The organism is Dactylosporangium sp. CS-047395 (genome assembly GCF_050942185.1).
Taxonomy (GTDB): domain Bacteria; phylum Actinomycetota; class Actinomycetes; order Mycobacteriales; family Micromonosporaceae; genus Dactylosporangium.
This window is the reverse complement of sequence record NZ_CP192015.1, coordinates 2,586,154-2,603,395: the sequence shown is the minus strand read 5'-3', so window position 1 is coordinate 2,603,395 and position 17,242 is coordinate 2,586,154. Positions and strand designations below refer to the sequence as shown.

Genomic DNA, 17,242 nt, shown 5'->3' with positions numbered 1-17,242 from the left:
ATGGACGACATCGAGCAGTTACGGCAGGTCGTCCGCGAGCACCTCGCGCGGGACCCGGGTGCCGCCCTGCGCGGCGGGACGTTCGACCCGGCCGACGTCCAGCGGCTCGACCGCGCGCGCTGGCGGCGGCAGGCGGGGGATCTGGGGTTGCCGGGCGTACGGATTCCCGAGGAGTTCGGCGGCGCCGGCATGGGCCTGGCCGAGGAGGTCGCGGTCCACACCGAGCTGGGCCGGGCCCTCGACGACGGGCCCTTCCTGACCACCTCGCTGGTCGCCGCCGCGCTGGTCGCCCTCACCGACGACGAGGCGAACCACGACCGGCTCCGGCGCATCGCGGCCGGCGAGCTCGTCGCGGTGCCGGTGCTGCCCATCGAGGAGAAGTTCCCGCTGGACTACCCGCACGCCAAGGCGAGCCCGGACGGCGACTTCGAGATCCAGGGCGAGCTGCCCTGCGTGGTCGACGCGACGGCGGCCGACGCGCTGCTGGTGCTGGCCGACTACCAGGGGTACCACGCCTTCTTCTGGGTCGACGCGACCGACCCGGGCGTCGAGGTCGTCCCGCTGAACACGCTCGACCTGACCCGCCGGATGGGCGCCGTCCGGCTCAACGGCGCCCGGGCCGTGCTCGTGGCGGAACAGGACCGGGCCCGCGCCGGGGTGGCCGCGATCCGCCAGGGCGCGATCCTCGGCATGTCGGCCGAGTGCGTCGGCGCGGCCGAGCGGGCGCTGGAGATGGCGGTCGAGTACGTCAAGGTCCGCACCCAGTTCGGCCGCCCGATCGGCTCGTTCCAGGCGGTCAAGCACAAGTGCGCCGACCTGCTGGTCTCGCTGGAGCGGGCCCGCTCGGCGCTGTCGGTGGCGGTCCGCTCGGTGCAGCACAACGACGCCATCGGCCGGCGGCCGGAGTCGCTGGCCGGGCTGGCCGTGGCGCGGATGTACTGCGGCCGCGTCGGCGCCGAGATCACCCGCGAGGCGATCCACCTGCACGGCGGCATCGGCTTCACCTGGGAGCACCCGGCCCACCTGTACTACCGCCGCGCCGTCTCCAACCGCCAGCTGCTCGACTCCACCGGCCAGCAGCCCCGCCTGCTGACCGCGTCGGTGCTCGCCGCACACGGCGAGGACACCCAGCTCGCCTCGTTCTACGCCGGGAAGGCCGGCCGATGAGCCAGCTCTCCGGGCTGGCGCCGGGCGACTGGGTCACGCTGCACGCCCGGTTCACCCCGCAGGCCGACTTCCTGCTCGCCGCGGACGGCCGGGCCCGCTCGTACGCCGAGGGCGACGCGCGGATCACGCGGCTCGCCCGGGCGCTGCAGGGGATCGGGATCGGCCGCGGCGATCGGGTGGCGCTGCTCGCGGTGGACTCGCCCGAGTACGTCGAGGTGCTGCTGGCGTGCATGAAGCTGGGCGCGACCTACGTGGCGCTCAACTTCCGGCTGTCGGCGGCCGAGATCCGCACCGTGCTGGCCGCGAGCGGGGCGCGGACGATCTTCTACAGCGCGCGGTACCGGGACATCGTCGACGAGTGCGGCCTGAGCACGGCCGTCGCGTTCGAGTCGGGCTACGAGGAGTTCCTGGCGAGCGGGCCGGACGGCGGCGAGCTCGCCGCGGTCAGCCACGACGACGACATCCTCAGCATCTCGTTCACCAGCGGGACGACCGGCACCCCGAAGGGCGTCCTGCAGTCCCAGCGCATGATCAAGGCGATCACCCAGTCCGGGATCCTGGAGCTGGGGCTGCGGCCGGGCGACCTGATCTACGCCGGCGCGCCGCTGTTCCACGCGGCCGGGTTCGGGCATCTGCTGTACGGGCTGGCGCGCGGCGGCGCCTCGCTGGTCGTCCCGCAGTGGGACGCCGACCTGGCGCTGTCCTGGCTCGGCTCGGGCCGGGTGCGGCACACCACGCTCGTGCCCAGCATGATCATCCAGCTGCTGGAGCACCCGAAGCTCGCCCAGGCCGACTTCTCCGGACTGCGCTCCATCATGTACGGCGGCGCGCCCATGCCCACGTCCGTCATCCGGCGCATGGTCGAGGTCTTCGGCTGCGACCTGCACAACGGCTTCGGCGCCGGCACCGAGGCGGGCGGCCAGCTGGTGCTGCGGCCCGAGGACCACCGGCGGGCCCTGGCCGGCGACGAGTGGCTGCTCGGCACCATCGGCCGGCCGGCCTTCGGCTGCGACGTGCGGCTGCTCGACCCGTTCGGCGCGGAGGTGCCGGACGGCGAGATCGGGGTCATCGCCAGCCGGGGCGACACCGTGATGAGCGGGTACCTCGACCGGCCCGACCTCACCGCGCAGGCGGTCCGCGACGGCTGGTTCGTCGCCGGCGACCTGGCCTGGAAGGACCCGGAGGGCTTCCTGCACCTGGCCGGCCGGGCCGACGAGATGATCATCCGGGGCGGCGAGAACGTCTACCCGGTCGAGATCGAGGACGTGGTCGGCGGGCACGCGGCGATCGCCGAGATCGCGGTCGTCGGCGAGCCGGACCCGCACTGGGGCCAGGTGGTCACCGCGGTCGTGGCGCTGCGCGAGGGCCATCCCGCGCCGTCGGCGGCCGACGTCAAGGAGCACTGCCGCGGGCGGCTGGCCAGCTACAAGGTGCCGCAGCGGATCGTCGTGGTGGAAGCCTTCCCCCGCAACCCCGCCGGAAAGATCGACAAGCTGCGGCTGCGTGAGCTGCTCGCCGCACCCGATGTTGAGGAGCCGTCCTGATGCTTACCGGAGACCAGTACCTGCAATCCCTCCGGGACGGGCGGCGCGTCTTCGTCAACGGCCACGCGGTGCCCGACGTGACCGCCGAACCGCTCCTGCGCGGGCCCGCCCTCGCCGCGGCGCTCGGCTACGACCGGCACTACCGGCCGGGGGACGATGTGCACGGGCCGTACTTCTTCATCCCGACCTCCGTCGACGAGCTGCGCGAGTCCCAGGAACGCCAGCTGCACTGGGACTTCCCGACCATCTCCACGTCGGCCAGCCTGCTCATGGTGCTGACCGCGGCGAGCCGGATGCGGGCGCAGCACCCGGAGTACGCCGAGCGGGCGCTGGCCTACTTCGAGGACAGCAAGCGCCGCGACATCCGCATCGTGCAGGGCATCACCGACGCCAAGGGCAACCGCGCGCTGTCGCCGGGCAAGCAGGACGACCCCGACCTGTACGTCCGGATCGTCGACCGCAGCGCCGACGGTGTCGTGATCCGGGGCGCGAAGATGCACATCTCCTCGGCGGCGGTGTCGCACGACGTGATGGTCATGCCGACCAAGCGGATGAAGCCGGGCGAGGAGGACTGGAGCATCGCCGCGGCGGTACCGCTGAACGCACCCGGAGTCCGCGTCATCAACGCCTCGTTCGCGCCCCGGCCCGACCTGGACCCGGACTTCTACCCGTACAGCTCCCGGCACGTGATGACCGAGGGCCTGATCGTCTTCGACGACGTCTTCGTGCCCAACGAGCGGGTCTTCCTGGCCGGCGAGCTGGAGCACTCGGCGACCTTCGTGCACTCGCTGGGCCTGTGGGAGCGGCTGGGCAGCGTCGGCAGCTACGTGCGCCTCGCCGACACCCTGGTCGGACTCGCGCAGCTGGTCGCCGAGGCCAACGGGCTGCAGAAGATCCCGCACATCAAGGACAAGATCGCCGAGATGATCACGTACGCGACGCTGATCCGCGCCGCGTTCGAGGCGGCGATGAGCCACGCCACCTTCACGCCGGAGGGCTGGGCGTCGCCGGACGAGCTGTTCACCAACGCCGCCAAGTACCACGCGGCCGCCGAGTTCAGCACGATGGTGCGCAACCTGCACGACATCGCGGGCGGCTCGGTGCTCACCGCGCCGTCCCTGCGCGACCTGCAGAACCCGGAGACCGCGGCCGACCTGCGCAAGTACATGCGCACGATGGAGGGCGTCGACGCCGACTACCGGATGCGGCTGTTCCACACCATCCGCGACTTCACCGCCGACTCCTACGGCGGCTGGAAGCACGTGACCGTCATCCAGGCCGGCGGCGGTCTCTACGCCCAGAAGGTGGTCGTGACGGCCCACTTCGACATGGAGAACGCGAAGGCGCTGGCCCGCGAGACGGCCGGGATCAGCGCGTCCGGCGAGGTGCTGTCCGGGCTCGAGCGGCTCGGCCCGCACGGCTACGACCCGTCCGGGGCGGTGTGATGCGCTACGAGGAGTACACCTTCGCCTGGACGGACACGGCGTCGGCGCAACGGCCCGACGGCCTCACCCGCCTGCTGCTCGACACCGACGCCGGGGTCGCCACGGTGACCTTCAACCGGCCCGACCGGCTCAACGCGATCGACCGGGCCACGCTCAACGAGCTCAGCGCGGTGCTCCGCTGGTGCGACACGGCCGACGAGGTGGGCGCGATCGTGCTCACCGGGGCCGGCAAGGCGTTCTCGGCGGGCTCGGAGATGACCGAGAACGGCTTCGGGGGTGCCGAGCCCGACCGGCCGGTTCCCGGGTGGATCGCGCCGTACCAGGTGCGCAAGCCGATCGTCGCCGCAATGCAGGGCGCGGCCGTCGGCGCCGGGCTGACCCTGGCCATGCAGTGCGACATCCGGATCGTGGCGTACGACGCCGTGCTCGCGCTGCCGTTCGTGCGCCTCGGCGTGACCGCGGAGTGGCTGGGGCACTGGAACCTGGTCCGCCACGTCGGCCTGGGCCGCGCGCATGAGCTGCTGCTGACCGGCCGGCGCTTCACCGGCCCGGAGGCGGTCGCCTGGGGGCTGGCGATCTCGGCGCTGCCACGGGACCAGGTGCTCCCCCGCGCGCAGGCCCTCGCCCGCGAGATCGTCGAGCACTCCGCCCCGGTCGCCGTCGCCGCGACCAAGCGCCTGCTCTGGGAGGCCGTGGACGCCGACCCGTTCGCCCACGGCCGCACCGAGCGGCTCGTCATGGAGGCGCTGCTCGAGCGCCCCGACGCCCGCGAGGGCGTGACCGCCTTCCTGCAGCACCGCCGCCCGGCCTGGACCGGGCGGGCCTCGACCGACCTGCCACCATGGCCCATCGAACACGGGGAGGACTCCGCGTGACCGCCATCGACCAAGAGTTCATCGGGGTACCGTCGCCGGCCCTGGGCCGTGCGGGCGCCGGTGGCCACCCGTGCCAGGGCATCTACTACACCCCGTCCGGCCGCGCCCCGCGCACCGCCTTCATCGCCGCGCACTACAACGTCGACTTCAGCGAGCACTACATGGCCACCCGGATGGCCGAGCGCGGCTACGGCTTCCTGGGCTGGAACACCCGGTTCCGCGGCGCCGAGCATCTCTTCAGCCTCGACCACGCGCTGGCCGAGATCGGCGTCGGCGTGCAGCTGCTGCGCGACCGCGGCGTCGAACAGGTGGTGCTGCTGGGCAACTCGGGCGGCGGCTCGCTCATGGCCGCGTACCACTCCCAGTCGCGCGAGCCGAACATCCGCCCGGCGTACGGCCGCTCCAAGGTCTTCGAGCCGGCCCTGCACCTGCCGCCCGGCGACCTGATGGTCTTCCTGGCCGCGCACCCCGGCCGCCCCGAGTGGATCACGCGCACCATGGACCCGTCGGTGACCGACGAGCAGGACCCGAACGCCGTCGACCCCGAGCTGGACATGTACGACCCGCGGCACGGCGGCACCTACTCGGCGGAGTTCCTGGAGCGCTACCGGGCCGCCCAGATCGCGCGCAACCAGCGCCTGACCGCCTGGTGCAAGGAACAGCTCGACGCGTGGCGGGACCGCGCGGCCCGGGACCGCATCTTCACCATGGGCCGCACCTGGGCCGACCCCCGCTACGTCGACCCGGCCATCGACCCGTCGAACCGGCCGACCCCGATGTGCTACTTCGGCGACCCGCGGAAAGCCAACTACGGCGTGATGGGCGTCGGCGTGGTCAACACCATGCGCACCTGGCTCAACATGTTCAGCCTGGAGGAGTCCGACTGCGTGGCGGCCAAGCACCTGGCCCGGATGGACCTGCCGACGCTGGTGGTCCAGCCGGACGCGGACAGCGGCGTGTTCCCGAGCGACGCCCAGGGCCTGTACGACGGCGCCGCCACCACGGACAAGGAGTTCGTCACGCTGCCCGGCGACCACTACTTCGCCGACGCGGAAACCAACCGCGACACGGTGGCCGACACCCTGGCCGACTGGCTGAAGGGCCGCGCCCAGCCCTAGGGTCGGCCTTGCATCTCCAGTTGGTGGAGGTAGGAGGCTGGCCGGCGTGGACGACGGGACGCTGTACTCGATCGGAGATCTGGCTCGGCGCACCGGACTGCCGGTACGCACGATCCGGTTCTACTCCGACGCCGGCGTCCTGCCGCCCACCGACCGCAGTTCCGCGAACCACCGGCGCTACGACCTGACGGCGATCGCCCGCCTGGAGCTGGTCCGCACGTTGCGTGAGCTCGGCCTCGACCTGGTGACGATCCGGCGGGTGCTCGCCGACGACATCAGCATGTCGCAGGCCGCGGCGATCCACGCCGACGCGATCGACGTGCAGATCCAGGTGCTCCGGGTGCGCCGGGCCGTGCTGCGCCTGGTGGCGAAGCGGGACGCCACCACGAAGGAGATGGAACTCATGCACCGCATCGTGCAGCTGTCCGAGGCCGAGCGGCACCGGCTCATCCACGACTTCATCGACAGCACGTTCGGCGCCGTGGACGCCAACCCGGAGCTGGTCGAGCTGCTGCGCTCCACCATGCCCAACCTGCCCGACGAACCGACCGCCGAACAGGTCGAGGCCTGGATCGAGCTCGCCGAGCTGGTGCAGGACGACGACTTCAAGGCGAGCATCCGGCGGATGGCGGCGCACCAGGCGGCCGAGCGCGCCGAGGGCGACCGGACCGGCCTGCACCACGAGCTGACCGTGCACGTCCGCGACCGCGTGACGCAGGCCCTCGCCGACGGGGTCGAGCCGTCGTCGGCGGCGGCCGCTGAGATCGTCGACGAGCTCGTCGCCCACTACGCCCGCACCTTCGACACCACCGACGGCCCCGAGTACCGCGAGAAGCTCCTCACCCGCCTCGAGGTCGCCAACGATCCGCGGGTCGAGCGGTACTGGGCACTCATCTCCACCATCAACGGGTGGGCGACCGCACCCTCGCTCGCGCCGGTCTTCGACTGGTTCACCCGGGCGTTGCAACAGCACCGGACGCCCTGACCCGGGTGGCTCAGGCCTCGTCCTCCTCGTCGCGCAGGGAGGCGACGATGGTCGAGCGCGCGGCCAGGATGTGCGCGCGCATGACCGCCTCGGCCCAGGCGCCGTCGCGGGCCCGCAACGCCTGGACCAGCTCGGCGTGCTGGCGGACGCTGGTGCGCATGCGCTCGCCGCCGTACCGCTGGAAGGTGCGGAAGATCAGCGGCGTGTCCATGATGCCGCGGACGATGCTGTCGAGCTGGGTGTGCCGGGAGGCCCGCAGGATCGCGCGGTGGAAGTCGCCGTTGAGCACGGTCAGCTCGTCGGCGGCGGCCGCGCCCTTGCGGGTCAGCGCCGTCATGCGGGCCGCGATCTCGGCGATCGCGTCGAGCTCCTCGTCGGTGATCCGCTCGGCCGCCAGCCGGGCGCCGTAGCTCTCCAGCATCGCGCGGACCTCGTAGTTGTCCTCGAGCTCCTGCTCCGACCAGGCGACCACCCGCGCGCCGCGGTTCGGGGCGAAGTCGACCAGGCCCTCCGCGTCCAGCCGGCGCAGCGCCTCGCGGACCGGCGTGCGGGACACTCCGGCGCGCGCGGCGAGCTCCTCCTCGCGCAGGCGCTGCCCGCGGGCGAACTCGCCGGACAGGATGCCGGCGCGGATGGCCTCGTACGCCGTCTCGGCCGCCTTGGCCATGCACCGCTCCCGGACGCTCGTCGGAATGGATCCGGGCGCGATTGTACGGGCTCAGATCGTGGCGGCGAGGCCTCCGTCGACCAGAAGGGTGGTGCCGGTGACGTACGAGGACGCCGGGCTGGCCAGGAACAACAGCGCCCCGTCGACCTCGGACTGCTCGGCGAAGCGGCCCAGCAGGCTGTGCTCGGCGACCATGGCGCGCAGGTTGTCCTCGCCGTGCGCGGTCATCTCGGTGGCGACGTAGCCGGGGCACAGCGCGTTGACCCGGATCCCCTTGCGGCGGGACCACTGCTGGGCGAGGTCGCGGGTCAGCCCGATCACGCCCGCCTTGCTCGCGGCGTAGGAGGCTCCGGGGTACCGCGACGCCACCACCCCGTGCACGCTCGCCACGTTGACGATCGAGGACCCGGCCGGCATCACCCGCGCGCACGCCTGGGCCATCCAGAAGGTGCCGTGCAGGTTCACGTCGATGATCTGGCGGAACGAGTCGGGGGTGTCGCGCAGCGCCGGCACCGATCCGCCGAGGCCCGCGTTGTTGACGAGCACGTCGACCCGGCCGTGTTCGGCCACCGCCGCGTCCGCCAGCGCCTGGCACTGCTCGGGCACGGTGACGTCGACGGCCTGGACGAGCACGGTGGTGCCCGCCGCGCGCAGCTCGTCGGCGAGCTCGTGCAGCCGGTCCACCCGCCGGGCGCCGAGGACCAGCGTGCCGCCGACGGCCGCGACCGCCCGGGCGAAGCCCAGCCCCAAGCCGGAGCTCGCGCCGGTGATGACCACGACCCGGCCGTCGAGCCGGAACGCGTCCAGGGGGCCGCTCATCGTGCCTCCGGACCCTGGTACTGCACCGTGGCGAGCGCGAGGTCGCAGTACCGGCGAGCCATGGTGGAAGCGTCGACCGGGCCGCCGGGACGGAACCAGCCCGCGACGCCCTGGCACATCGAGAGGATCGCGCGGCCGCACTCGTCCGGGTGCGGGGTCCGGAACACGCCCTGCGCCACGCCCCCGCGGATGGTGTCGCGCAGCTCGCGCTCCAGCTCGTCGCGGCGCTCGACGTAGCGGGCCCGGTTCTCCGGGGTGAGGCTGCGCCGCTCGGAGTCCAGGAACGCCAGGTCGCGATGGTGGGCCATGTACAGCACGATCGCCTCGACCAGCGCGCTGAACCGGGCGGTGCAGTCGGTCCCGGCCTCGTCCAGCGCGGCCCGGGCGTGGGCCAGCACGATCCGCATCGCGTGGTCGAGCAGCTCGCGGAGCATGGCCTGCTTGTTCTCGAAATGGTAATAGAGCGCGGGCACGGTGACCCCGGCCCGGTTGGCGATCTTGCGGACCGAGGTCCCGTCGTAGCCGTGCTCGACGATCTCGTCCAGCGCCAGGGCGAGCAGAGGCTGCAACTCCAGTGGGGGGTACTCCCGCCAGTCGCTCAAGGTCACTCCTCTCGGCCGGACCAGAACCTAGCAAACGCTCGCTAAGTACGCTAGCTTAGCGATCGCTAACTCAGTCGATCGGGTGCGGAGGTCGTGGCATGGAGGTCCGGGGCAGGCAGGCACTGGTGACCGGGGGCGCGTCCGGGCTCGGGCTGGCGACGGTGGAGGCCCTCGCCGCCGCGGGGGCCCGGGTGGTCGCGCTCGACCTGCCGGGTGCCGACCGCACGCGGCTCGACGCGCTGGGCGACGCGGTCCGGTTCGCGGGCGCTGATGTGACGGACGAACAGGCGGTACAAGCGGCGGTCGCTCTCGCCAACGACGACGGCGGGCTGGCCGTGCTGGTCAACTGCGCGGGCATCGGCAACGCGTTCCGGACCGTCGGCAAGCAGGGCCCGTTCCCGCTCGCCGAGTTCGAGCGGGTGATCCGGGTCAACCTGGTCGGCACCTTCAACGTGCTGCGCCTGGCCGCCGCCGCGATGGCCGGCAACGAGCTGTCCGGCGAGGAGCGCGGGGTCGTCGTCAACACGGCGTCCGTGGCCGCGTTCGACGGGCAGGTCGGGCAGGCCGCGTACTCGGCGTCCAAGGGCGCGATCGTCGGCATGACGCTGCCGATCGCCCGCGACCTCGCGTCACTCAGGATCCGGGTCGTGACCATCGCGCCGGGCACGTTCGAGACGCCGCTGCTGGGCCAGGTGTCGCAGGAGATCCGCGACTCGCTGGGCGCCCAGGTGCCGCACCCGAGCCGGCTGGGGCGGCCCGCCGAGTACGCGCAGCTGGTCACCTCGATCGTCGCCAACCCGATGCTGAACGGCGAGACCATCCGGCTCGACGGTGCCATCCGCATGGCCCCGCGGTAGAAGGGAACTGCACACATGCGTCAAGCGGTCATCGTCGACATCGTCCGCACCGCGTCGGGCAAGGGCAAGCCGGGCGGGGCGCTGTCCGGCGTCCACCCGGTCGACCTCTACGCCACCGTCCTGCGCGCCCTCGCGGAGCGCAACGACCTGGACCCGGCGCGGGTCGAGGACGTCATCACCGGCTGCGTCGGCCAGGCCGGGCAGCAGGCGCTGAACATCGGCCGGCACGGCGTGCTGGCCGCGGGCTGGCCCGAGTCGGTGCCCGCCACGAGCATCGACCGGCAGTGCGGCTCCAGCCAGCAGGCCCTGCACTTCGCCGCGCAGGGCGTGATGGCGGGCGCCTACGACATCGTCGTCGCCGGCGGCGTTGAGTCGATGAGCCGGGTGCCGATGGGCGTCTCCACGATGGGTGAGGACGCGCAGGGGCCGTCGGTGCGGCAGCGGTACCCCGAGGGGCTGGTCGGCCAGGGCATCTCGGCCGAGCTGATCGCGCAGAAGTGGGGGCTGTCGCGGGAGCGGCTCGACGAGTACTCGGCCCGGTCGCACCGCCTCGCCGCCGAGACCGCGCGGGCCGGCGGGTTCGACCAGGAGATCGTGCCGGTGGACGGGTTCGCCGCCGACGAGACGATCCGCCCGGCCACGACCGCGGAGAGCCTGGCCGGGCTGCGGTCCGCCTTCGACGCGCCCGACATGCGCGAGCGGTTCCCGGACCTGGACTGGCGGATCACCGCCGGGAACTCCTCGCCGCTGACCGACGGCGCCTCGGCCGCGCTCATCATGGGCGAGGACGTGGCCGAGCGGCTCGGCCTGCGCCCGCGGGCCCGGTTCCACGCGTTCGCGGTGGCCGGCGACGACCCGATGCTCATGCTGACCGCGCCGATCCCGGCCACCCAGCAGGTCCTGGCCCGGGCCGGGCTGGGCCTCGACGCGATCGACGCCTACGAGGTGAACGAGGCCTTCGCGCCGGTACCCCTGGCGTGGCTGGCCGAGCTCGGCGGCGACCTCGAGAAGCTCAACCCGCGGGGCGGCGCCATCGCGCTGGGCCATCCGCTCGGCGCCTCCGGCATCCGGCTCATGGCCACGATGCTCAACCACCTGGAGGCCACCGGCGGCCGGTACGGGCTGCAGACCATGTGCGAGGGCGGCGGCATGGCCAACGCCACCGTCATCGAGCGCCTGTGACGCCATGACCAAGGACCTGTGGGCCCGCCGCCCGTTCTTCTCCGCCGACCACGAGGCGTTCCGGGCCAGCGTCGCCGAATACCTGAGCCGGCACGTCACCGGGCACGTCGAGGCGTGGGAGGAGGACGGCATCATCCCGCGCGAGCCGTGGCTGGAGGCCGGGCGGCAGGGGCTGCTGGGGATCAACGCCCCGGAGGAGTACGACGGCGGCGGAGCACTCCGCGACTTCGGCTTCCGCTGCGCGATGATGGAGGAGTTCGCCCGGGTCGGCGCCACCTCGCTCGCGTCGGGCTTCTCCGTGCACGCCGACATCGCGCTGCCGTACTTCTTCGACCTCGCCACCCCGGACCAGGCCGAGCGCTGGCTGCCCGCCCTGTGCGCGGGCGAGAAGATCGGCGCCATCGCGATGACCGAGCCCGGCACCGGCTCGGACCTGCAGGGCATCAGGACCACGGCCCGCCTCGACGGTGACCACTGGGTGCTCAACGGGGCCAAGACGTTCATCAGCAACGGCATCCTGAGCGACCTCGTGATCGTCGTGGCCCGCACCGACCCCGACCCGGCCGCCGGCAGCCGCGCGTTCAGCCTGCTGGTCGTCGAGCGGGACACCCCCGGGTTCCAGCGCGGCCGCAAGCTCGCCAAGGTCGGCCTCAAGAGCCAGGACACCGCCGAGTTGTCCTTCGACGACGCGATCGTCCCGGCCGGCAACGTGCTCGGCGAGGCCGGCCGCGGGCTGTCGTACCTGATGGGTCACCTGCCGCTGGAGCGCCTGGGCATCGCCGTCGCCGCGTGCGCCGGTGCGCGGGCGGCGCTGGCCTGGACGATCGGCTACGTCACCGAGCGGCACGCGTTCGGCCGGCCGATCGCGGGCTTCCAGAACACCCGGTTCGCCGTCGCCGAGATGCTGACCGAGCTGGAGGTGTCGCAGGCGTACGTCGAGGACGCCGTGCTGCGCTTCAACCGCGGCGAGCTCAACGCGGTCGACGCGGCCAAGGCCAAGTGGTGGGCGACGGAGATGCACAAGCGGCTCGTCGACCGGTGCGTCCAGCTGTTCGGCGGCTACGGGTACATGCTCGAGTACCCGATCGCCCGGGCGTACGCCGACACCCGCGTCACCACCATCTACGGCGGCACCACCGAGATCATGAAGCACATCATCGCCCGCGACGTGTTGGAGAGCCGATGACCACCTCCCTCGAGCCGGCTGCGCTTTTCGAGCGGACCGGGCACATCGCCGTCATCCGGCTGAACCGGCCGGAGGCGCTCAACGCCGTCAACGCCGCGCTGTCCACGGCCGCCGGCGAGGCCCTCGAACGGGCGGCCGCCGACCCTGAGGTGCGGGTCGTGGTCATCACCGGTAGCGGCCGGGCCTTCTGCGCCGGCGCCGACCTCAAGGAGCTGGCCGCCGGGCGCCCGGTCGCCGCGCCGGAGCACCCGGAGTGGGGCTTCGCCGGGCTGGTCCGGCACTGGATCGACAAGCCGCTGATCGCCGCGGTGAACGGGTTCGCGATGGGCGGCGGCACCGAGATCGCGCTCGCCTGCGACCTGGTCGTCGCGGCCGAGGACGCGCGGCTCGGGCTGCCGGAGGTCAAGCGCGGCCTGATCGCGGCCGCCGGCGGGGTGGTGCGGCTGCAGCGGCAGATCCCGCTCAAGCGCGCGCTGCAGATGGCGCTGACCGGGGACGCCATCGACGTGCAGGAGGCGGCCGAGTGGGGCCTCGTGAACGTGGTCGCGCGGCCCGGGGCGGCGCTCACCGAGGCGCTGGAGCTGGCCGAGCGCATCGCGGCGAACGCGCCGCTGTCGGTGCGGCAGACCAAGCGGGTGATGCACCAGGTGGCGGCGGCGCGGTCGGACTGGGACCCGGCGTGGTCGGGCTTCGAGCCGTGGGCGGTCAACCAGGAGGCGACCGACCTCGTGTTCGGCAGCCGGGACGCCGTGGAGGGGCCGACCGCGTTCGCCGAGAAGCGGGCGCCGGTCTGGGAAGGCCGGTAGCACCGTGCGGGAGCTGGTGCGCCCCGAGCGCCTCGGGCCGGTCCTCGCCGAGGTGCTGGGCGACGACGCCTGGCGCGCGTTCGAGGTCACGCTGATCGCGGGTGGGAAGTCCAACCTGACGTTCGATCTCGCCTGTACGGCCGGTGCCGTCGTCCTGCGCCGCCCGCCGACCGGGGCGCTCCTCCCGAGCGCGCACGACATGGGCCGCGAGGCGCGGGTGCAGCGGGCTCTGGCCGGCACCCCCGTGCCGGTGCCCCGGGTGCTGCTGGAGGACTCCGGCGACCTGCTCGGCGTGGCGTGCTACGTGATGGAGAAGGTCGACGGGCACGTGGTCCGCGACGAGCTGCCGGCCGGGTACGCGCCGGAGCCGGCCGACCGGGTCGCGATGGCCGACGCGCTGATCGACGTCCTGGCCGAGCTGCACCGGCTGGAGCCGGCCGCGGTCGGCCTCGGCGACTACGGGCGGCCGGGCGGGTTCATGGCCCGGCAGCTGCGCCGCTGGCGCGGGCAGTGGGACGCGTCGAAGACCCACGAGCTGCCGGAGCTGGACGAGCTCGGCGCCCGGCTGGTCGACGCGGTGCCGATCGGCGGGCGGTCCGCGATCGTGCACGGCGACTACCGGCTCGACAACTGCCTGCTCGACCGCGGCGATCCGGCGCGGGTCCGGGCGGTGCTGGACTGGGAGCTGTCCACCCTGGGCGATCCGCTGGCGGACCTGGGCCTGCTGCTGTTCTACTGGCGGGAGCCCGGCGAGCCGAAGCCGCTGCTCACCCCGGCGATCACGCGCGGAACGGGGTTCCCGGGCCGCGCCCACCTCGCCGAGCGCTACGCCCGGCGGACCGGGGCGGACCTGGCCGAGCTCGCCTTCTACGAGGCGTTCGCGCACTTCAAGTTCGCCGTCATCGCCCAGGGCGTGGCGGCGCGGGCGGCGGCCGGGGCGATGGCCGGGCAGTCGTTCGGCGACCTCGACGACGAGGTCCGGCGGATCGCCGCCGAGGGCTTGGCCGTACTCGACCGGAAAGGCTGACACACGTGGACTTCGCGCTCTCGCCCAAGGCCGAGGAGACCGTCGGGCGGATGTGGGACTTCATGCGGGAGGAGGTCTTCCCGGCCGAGCCGGTCTGGGCGGCCTACCTCGCCGGGCACGGGGCGCACGCGTACCCGCCGGTGATGGACGAGCTGAAGGCCTCCGCCCGCCGGCGCGGGCTGTGGAACCTGTTCCTGCCGGAGCTGTCGGGGCTGTCGAACCTGGAGTACGCGTCGGTCGCCGAGGTGTCGGGCTGGTCGCCGGTGATCGCCCCCGAGGCGGTCAACTGCCAGGCGCCCGACACCGGCAACATGGAGACGCTGCACCTGTTCGGCACGGACGAGCAGAAGGAGCGCTGGCTGGAGCCGCTCATGGCCGGCACGATCCGCTCCGCGTACGCGATGACCGAGCCGGAGGTCGCCTCCTCCGACGCCACCAACATCCGGACCACCATCCTCCGCGACGGCGACGACTACGTGATCAACGGCCGCAAGTGGTGGATCACCGGCGTCGCCGACGAGCGCTGCCAGATCTTCATCGTGATGGGCAAGTCCGACCCGGCCGCGGAGACGTACCGCCAGCAGACGATGATCCTGGTCCCGCGGGACACCCCCGGCCTGGAGATCGTCCGGCACCTGCCGATCTTCGGCTTCCAGGACCAGCACGGCCACTCGGAGCTGGTCTTCCGCGAAGTCCGCGTGCCCCGGGCCAACCTGCTCGGCGCGGAGGGCGACGGTTTCGCGATCGCCCAGGCCCGCCTCGGCCCGGGCCGCATCCACCACGCCATGCGCGCGGTGGGCATGGCCGAGCGGGCCCTGGCCCTGATGGTCGGCCGCGCGAAGTCCCGGGTCGCGTTCGGCCAGCCCCTCGCCGAGCAGGGCGTGGTCCGCGAGCTGATCGCCCAGTCCCGCATCGACATCGACCAGGCCCGGCTGCTGGTGCAGAAGACGGCGTGGCTGATCGACCGGCACGGCGCCAAGGGGGCCCGCACGGAGATCGCCGCCATCAAGGTGGCCGCCCCGGCCATGGCCACCGCGGTGATCGACCGGGCCATCGAGGTCTTCGGCGGCGCCGGCGTCGGGGACGACACCCCGCTGGCGTACTTCTACGCCTGGGCAAGGGTCCTGCGCATCGTCGACGGCCCGGACGCCGTGCACCGCCGCACCATCGCCCGCGAGGAACTGCGCCGCGAGCGCCCTTACGTCGGGTAGACCGGGTCGCGCCGCTCGCGCAGGGCGGCCAGGCCCTCGGCGTAGTCGGGCCCGTCGAGCAGCTCGCCCTGGTCGTCGAGCTCGTGCCGCATCGCGGTCTCCAGGGCGTCGGCGCCGGCCCGCCGCAGGGCCCGCTTGGTGCGCCGCAACGCCTCCCGCGACGCACCGGCGGTCCCGGCGGCCAGCCCGTGCGCGGTGGTGGGCAGCTCGGCGGCCGGGACCACGTCGGAGACCAGGCCCCAGGCGAGGGCGGTCGGGGCCGGGACCCGCTCGGCGAACAGCGCCATCCGGGCCGCCCGCACCCGCCCGATCGCCGCCGGCAGCAGGTGGGTCGCGCCGCCGTCGGGGGTCAGGCCGATCTTCACGAACGGCAGCTGGAACCAGCTCGTGTCGGCGGCCACCACCGCATCGCAGGCGACGGCGAACGAGACGCCGACACCGACCGCCGGCCCGTTGACGGCGGCGATGACCGGGATGTCGGCCCGGACGACGGCCAGCACGACGTCATTGGCCGCCGCGACGATCGCCCGGCCGTCCGCACCGCCGCTCGCCGCGCCCTCCGCCGAGACGTCGGCCCCGGCGCAGAACGCCCGGCCTTCCCCGGTCAGCACGACGCAACGCACGCCGGGCGTGCCGGCCACCTCGCGCAGCCGGTTGCCGAGCAGCCGCAGGCCCGCGAGGTCGAGGGCGTTGAGCCGATCGGGGCGGCTCAGGGTGACCGTCGCGACCGGGCCGTCGACCGCGATCCGCACCGTCATCGCGCCACGACCAGCGGGCCGAGCTTGCCGCTGATGATCTCCTCGGCCTCGGCGACCATGCGGTGCACCAGGTCGGCGACGGTCGGGATGTCCTCGATCAGGGCCTGCGACTGCCCCACGGTCCACAACCCGCGTTCGAGGTCGCCGGTCTCGTAGACCTCGCGGCCGCGGACGCCGGCCACCAGGTCGCGGACGTCGGCGAACTCGCCGCCGGCGCGGAGGATCTCCACCACCTCGTTGCTGATGGTGTTCACGGCGACCCGCGAAGTGTTGCGCAGGGTGCGGAAGATCAGGGTGGTGTCGAGCTCGGTCGACGCGACGATGCGCCGCTTGACCTTCTCGTGGATCGGGGCCTCGACCGTGCACATGAAGCGGGTGCCCATGTTCACCGCGTCGGCGCCCAGGGCCAGCGCGGCGACCAGGCCGCGGGCGTCGGCGATGCCGCCCGAGGCGATGATCGGCACCGTGACCCGGCGGGCGGCCGCGGCGATGAGGATCAGACCGGGGACGTCGTCCTCGCCCGGGTGGCCGGCGCACTCGAAGCCGTCGATGCTCACCGCGTCCACGCCAAGCGACTCGGCCTTCAGCGCGTGCCGGACGCTCGTGCACTTGTGGATCACCTTGATGCCGGCGGCCTTGAAGGCGGGCATGTGGTCGGCCGGGCTGAAACCCGCCGTTTCGACGGTACGGATCCCCGACTCGATGATCGCCGCCCGGTACTCCGCGTACGGGGGTGGCGAGATGGCCGGCAGGATCGTGAGGTTGACGCCGAACGGACGGTCCGTCATCTCCCGGGTGCGCGCGATCTCCTTCACCAGCGCCTCGGGCGTCGGCTGGGTGAGCGCGGTCAGGAAGCCGAGCGCGCCGGCGTCGGCCACCGGGGCCACCATTTCGGCCCGGCCGACCCATTGCATTCCGCCCTGCACAATGGGGTGCTGGACGTTGAACTCACGGGTGAAGCGCGTCTCGATCATGCCGGTCGTCTCCTGTGCA

The 17,242-nt window shown here is 73.1% G+C and carries 17 protein-coding genes; 12 read left to right on the top strand and 5 right to left on the bottom strand.

What is annotated here, in order from left to right; all coding sequences use genetic code 11:
- Genes ACQP00_RS12150 through ACQP00_RS12125 form a run of 6 tightly spaced genes read left to right on the top strand, consistent with a single transcriptional unit; the run spans position 1 to position 7,134 of the window.
- Positions 1-1,167 (top strand): acyl-CoA dehydrogenase family protein, encoded by a 1,167-nt coding sequence (locus ACQP00_RS12150; RefSeq protein WP_433218324.1) that lies wholly within the window; start codon positions 1-3, stop codon positions 1,165-1,167.
- The gene (locus ACQP00_RS12145; RefSeq protein ID WP_433218322.1) at positions 1,164-2,711 is read left to right on the top strand and encodes a class I adenylate-forming enzyme family protein; all 1,548 of its coding nucleotides are present in this window, start codon (positions 1,164-1,166) and stop codon (positions 2,709-2,711) included. Before ACQP00_RS12150 ends, ACQP00_RS12145 begins: the two co-directional genes overlap by 4 nt.
- A complete protein-coding gene (locus tag ACQP00_RS12140; protein ID WP_433218320.1) occupies positions 2,711-4,156 on the top strand; it encodes a 4-hydroxyphenylacetate 3-hydroxylase N-terminal domain-containing protein in 1,446 nt (481 codons plus the stop codon). Before ACQP00_RS12145 ends, ACQP00_RS12140 begins: the two co-directional genes overlap by 1 nt.
- Complete coding sequence (locus tag ACQP00_RS12135) at positions 4,156-5,031, top strand: enoyl-CoA hydratase/isomerase family protein (protein ID WP_433218318.1); 876 nt, start codon at positions 4,156-4,158, stop codon at positions 5,029-5,031. The genes ACQP00_RS12140 and ACQP00_RS12135 overlap by 1 nt, the downstream gene beginning before the upstream one ends.
- Positions 5,028-6,149 (top strand): hypothetical protein, encoded by a 1,122-nt coding sequence (locus tag ACQP00_RS12130; RefSeq protein ID WP_433218316.1) that lies wholly within the window; start codon positions 5,028-5,030, stop codon positions 6,147-6,149. Before ACQP00_RS12135 ends, ACQP00_RS12130 begins: the two co-directional genes overlap by 4 nt.
- Positions 6,150-6,195: 46 nt before the next feature.
- Positions 6,196-7,134, top strand: a complete 939-nt coding sequence (locus tag ACQP00_RS12125; RefSeq protein ID WP_433218314.1) for a MerR family transcriptional regulator — start codon at positions 6,196-6,198, stop codon at positions 7,132-7,134.
- Positions 7,135-7,144: 10 nt separating this feature from the next.
- Here the strand turns inward: ACQP00_RS12125 and ACQP00_RS12120 are convergent, their stop codons facing one another.
- Genes ACQP00_RS12120 through ACQP00_RS12110 form a run of 3 tightly spaced genes read right to left on the bottom strand, consistent with a single transcriptional unit; the run spans position 7,145 to position 9,222 of the window.
- Positions 7,145-7,801, bottom strand: a complete 657-nt coding sequence (locus tag ACQP00_RS12120; protein WP_433218312.1) for a GntR family transcriptional regulator — start codon at positions 7,799-7,801, stop codon at positions 7,145-7,147.
- Positions 7,802-7,852: 51 nt separating this feature from the next.
- Positions 7,853-8,620, bottom strand: coding sequence for an SDR family NAD(P)-dependent oxidoreductase (locus ACQP00_RS12115; protein WP_433218310.1), 768 nt, complete (start codon positions 8,618-8,620; stop codon positions 7,853-7,855).
- Positions 8,617-9,222: a TetR/AcrR family transcriptional regulator gene (locus ACQP00_RS12110; protein ID WP_433218309.1), complete on the bottom strand. Its 606-nt coding sequence runs from the start codon at positions 9,220-9,222 to the stop codon at positions 8,617-8,619. Before ACQP00_RS12110 ends, ACQP00_RS12115 begins: the two co-directional genes overlap by 4 nt.
- Positions 9,223-9,320: 98 nt before the next feature.
- On the opposite strand from ACQP00_RS12110, the gene ACQP00_RS12105 reads away from it, so the two are divergent.
- Genes ACQP00_RS12105 through ACQP00_RS12080 form a run of 6 tightly spaced genes read left to right on the top strand, consistent with a single transcriptional unit; the run spans position 9,321 to position 15,491 of the window.
- Complete coding sequence (locus tag ACQP00_RS12105; RefSeq protein WP_433218307.1) at positions 9,321-10,079, top strand: SDR family NAD(P)-dependent oxidoreductase; 759 nt, start codon at positions 9,321-9,323, stop codon at positions 10,077-10,079.
- 15 nt (positions 10,080-10,094) lie between these two features.
- Positions 10,095-11,261 carry a thiolase family protein gene (locus ACQP00_RS12100; protein ID WP_433218305.1) on the top strand — a complete coding sequence of 389 codons (1,167 nt, stop codon included), beginning with the start codon at positions 10,095-10,097 and terminating at the stop codon, positions 11,259-11,261.
- Between the two features lie 4 nt (positions 11,262-11,265).
- Positions 11,266-12,447 (top strand): acyl-CoA dehydrogenase family protein, encoded by a 1,182-nt coding sequence (locus ACQP00_RS12095; RefSeq protein WP_433218303.1) that lies wholly within the window; start codon positions 11,266-11,268, stop codon positions 12,445-12,447.
- Positions 12,444-13,253, top strand: coding sequence for a crotonase/enoyl-CoA hydratase family protein (locus ACQP00_RS12090; protein WP_433218301.1), 810 nt, complete (start codon positions 12,444-12,446; stop codon positions 13,251-13,253). The genes ACQP00_RS12095 and ACQP00_RS12090 overlap by 4 nt, the downstream gene beginning before the upstream one ends.
- A gap of 4 nt (positions 13,254-13,257) precedes the next feature.
- Entirely contained in the window at positions 13,258-14,280 is a 1,023-nt protein-coding gene (locus tag ACQP00_RS12085) for a phosphotransferase family protein (RefSeq protein WP_433218299.1), read from the top strand.
- Between the two features lie 5 nt (positions 14,281-14,285).
- On the top strand, positions 14,286-15,491 hold the full coding sequence (locus tag ACQP00_RS12080; protein WP_433218297.1) for an acyl-CoA dehydrogenase family protein: 1,206 nt from the start codon (positions 14,286-14,288) through the stop codon (positions 15,489-15,491).
- Here ACQP00_RS12080 and ACQP00_RS12075 read toward each other — a convergent pair.
- Together ACQP00_RS12075 and ACQP00_RS12070 are read right to left on the bottom strand one after the other, a co-directional pair.
- Entirely contained in the window at positions 15,479-16,249 is a 771-nt protein-coding gene (locus tag ACQP00_RS12075; protein WP_433218295.1) for an enoyl-CoA hydratase-related protein, read from the bottom strand. The genes ACQP00_RS12080 and ACQP00_RS12075 overlap by 13 nt on opposite strands.
- Positions 16,246-17,223, bottom strand: a complete 978-nt coding sequence (locus ACQP00_RS12070) for an NAD(P)H-dependent flavin oxidoreductase (RefSeq protein ID WP_433218293.1) — start codon at positions 17,221-17,223, stop codon at positions 16,246-16,248. Before ACQP00_RS12070 ends, ACQP00_RS12075 begins: the two co-directional genes overlap by 4 nt.
- Positions 17,224-17,242: the final 19 nt, after the last annotated feature.

Coding starts and splice junctions, on each gene's coding strand:
- ACQP00_RS12075 (WP_433218295.1), bottom strand. CDS start 16,249: ATGACGGTGCGGATCGCGGTCGACGGCCCGGTCGCGACGGTCACCCTG.
- ACQP00_RS12115 (WP_433218310.1), bottom strand. CDS start 8,620: ATGAGCGGCCCCCTGGACGCGTTCCGGCTCGACGGCCGGGTCGTGGTC.
- ACQP00_RS12090 (WP_433218301.1), top strand. CDS start 12,444: ATGACCACCTCCCTCGAGCCGGCTGCGCTTTTCGAGCGGACCGGGCAC.
- ACQP00_RS12150 (WP_433218324.1), top strand. CDS start 1: ATGGACGACATCGAGCAGTTACGGCAGGTCGTCCGCGAGCACCTCGCG.
- ACQP00_RS12100 (WP_433218305.1), top strand. CDS start 10,095: ATGCGTCAAGCGGTCATCGTCGACATCGTCCGCACCGCGTCGGGCAAG.
- ACQP00_RS12095 (WP_433218303.1), top strand. CDS start 11,266: ATGACCAAGGACCTGTGGGCCCGCCGCCCGTTCTTCTCCGCCGACCAC.
- ACQP00_RS12070 (WP_433218293.1), bottom strand. CDS start 17,223: ATGATCGAGACGCGCTTCACCCGTGAGTTCAACGTCCAGCACCCCATT.
- ACQP00_RS12105 (WP_433218307.1), top strand. CDS start 9,321: ATGGAGGTCCGGGGCAGGCAGGCACTGGTGACCGGGGGCGCGTCCGGG.
- ACQP00_RS12145 (WP_433218322.1), top strand. CDS start 1,164: ATGAGCCAGCTCTCCGGGCTGGCGCCGGGCGACTGGGTCACGCTGCAC.
- ACQP00_RS12120 (WP_433218312.1), bottom strand. CDS start 7,801: ATGGCCAAGGCGGCCGAGACGGCGTACGAGGCCATCCGCGCCGGCATC.
- ACQP00_RS12135 (WP_433218318.1), top strand. CDS start 4,156: ATGCGCTACGAGGAGTACACCTTCGCCTGGACGGACACGGCGTCGGCG.
- ACQP00_RS12140 (WP_433218320.1), top strand. CDS start 2,711: ATGCTTACCGGAGACCAGTACCTGCAATCCCTCCGGGACGGGCGGCGC.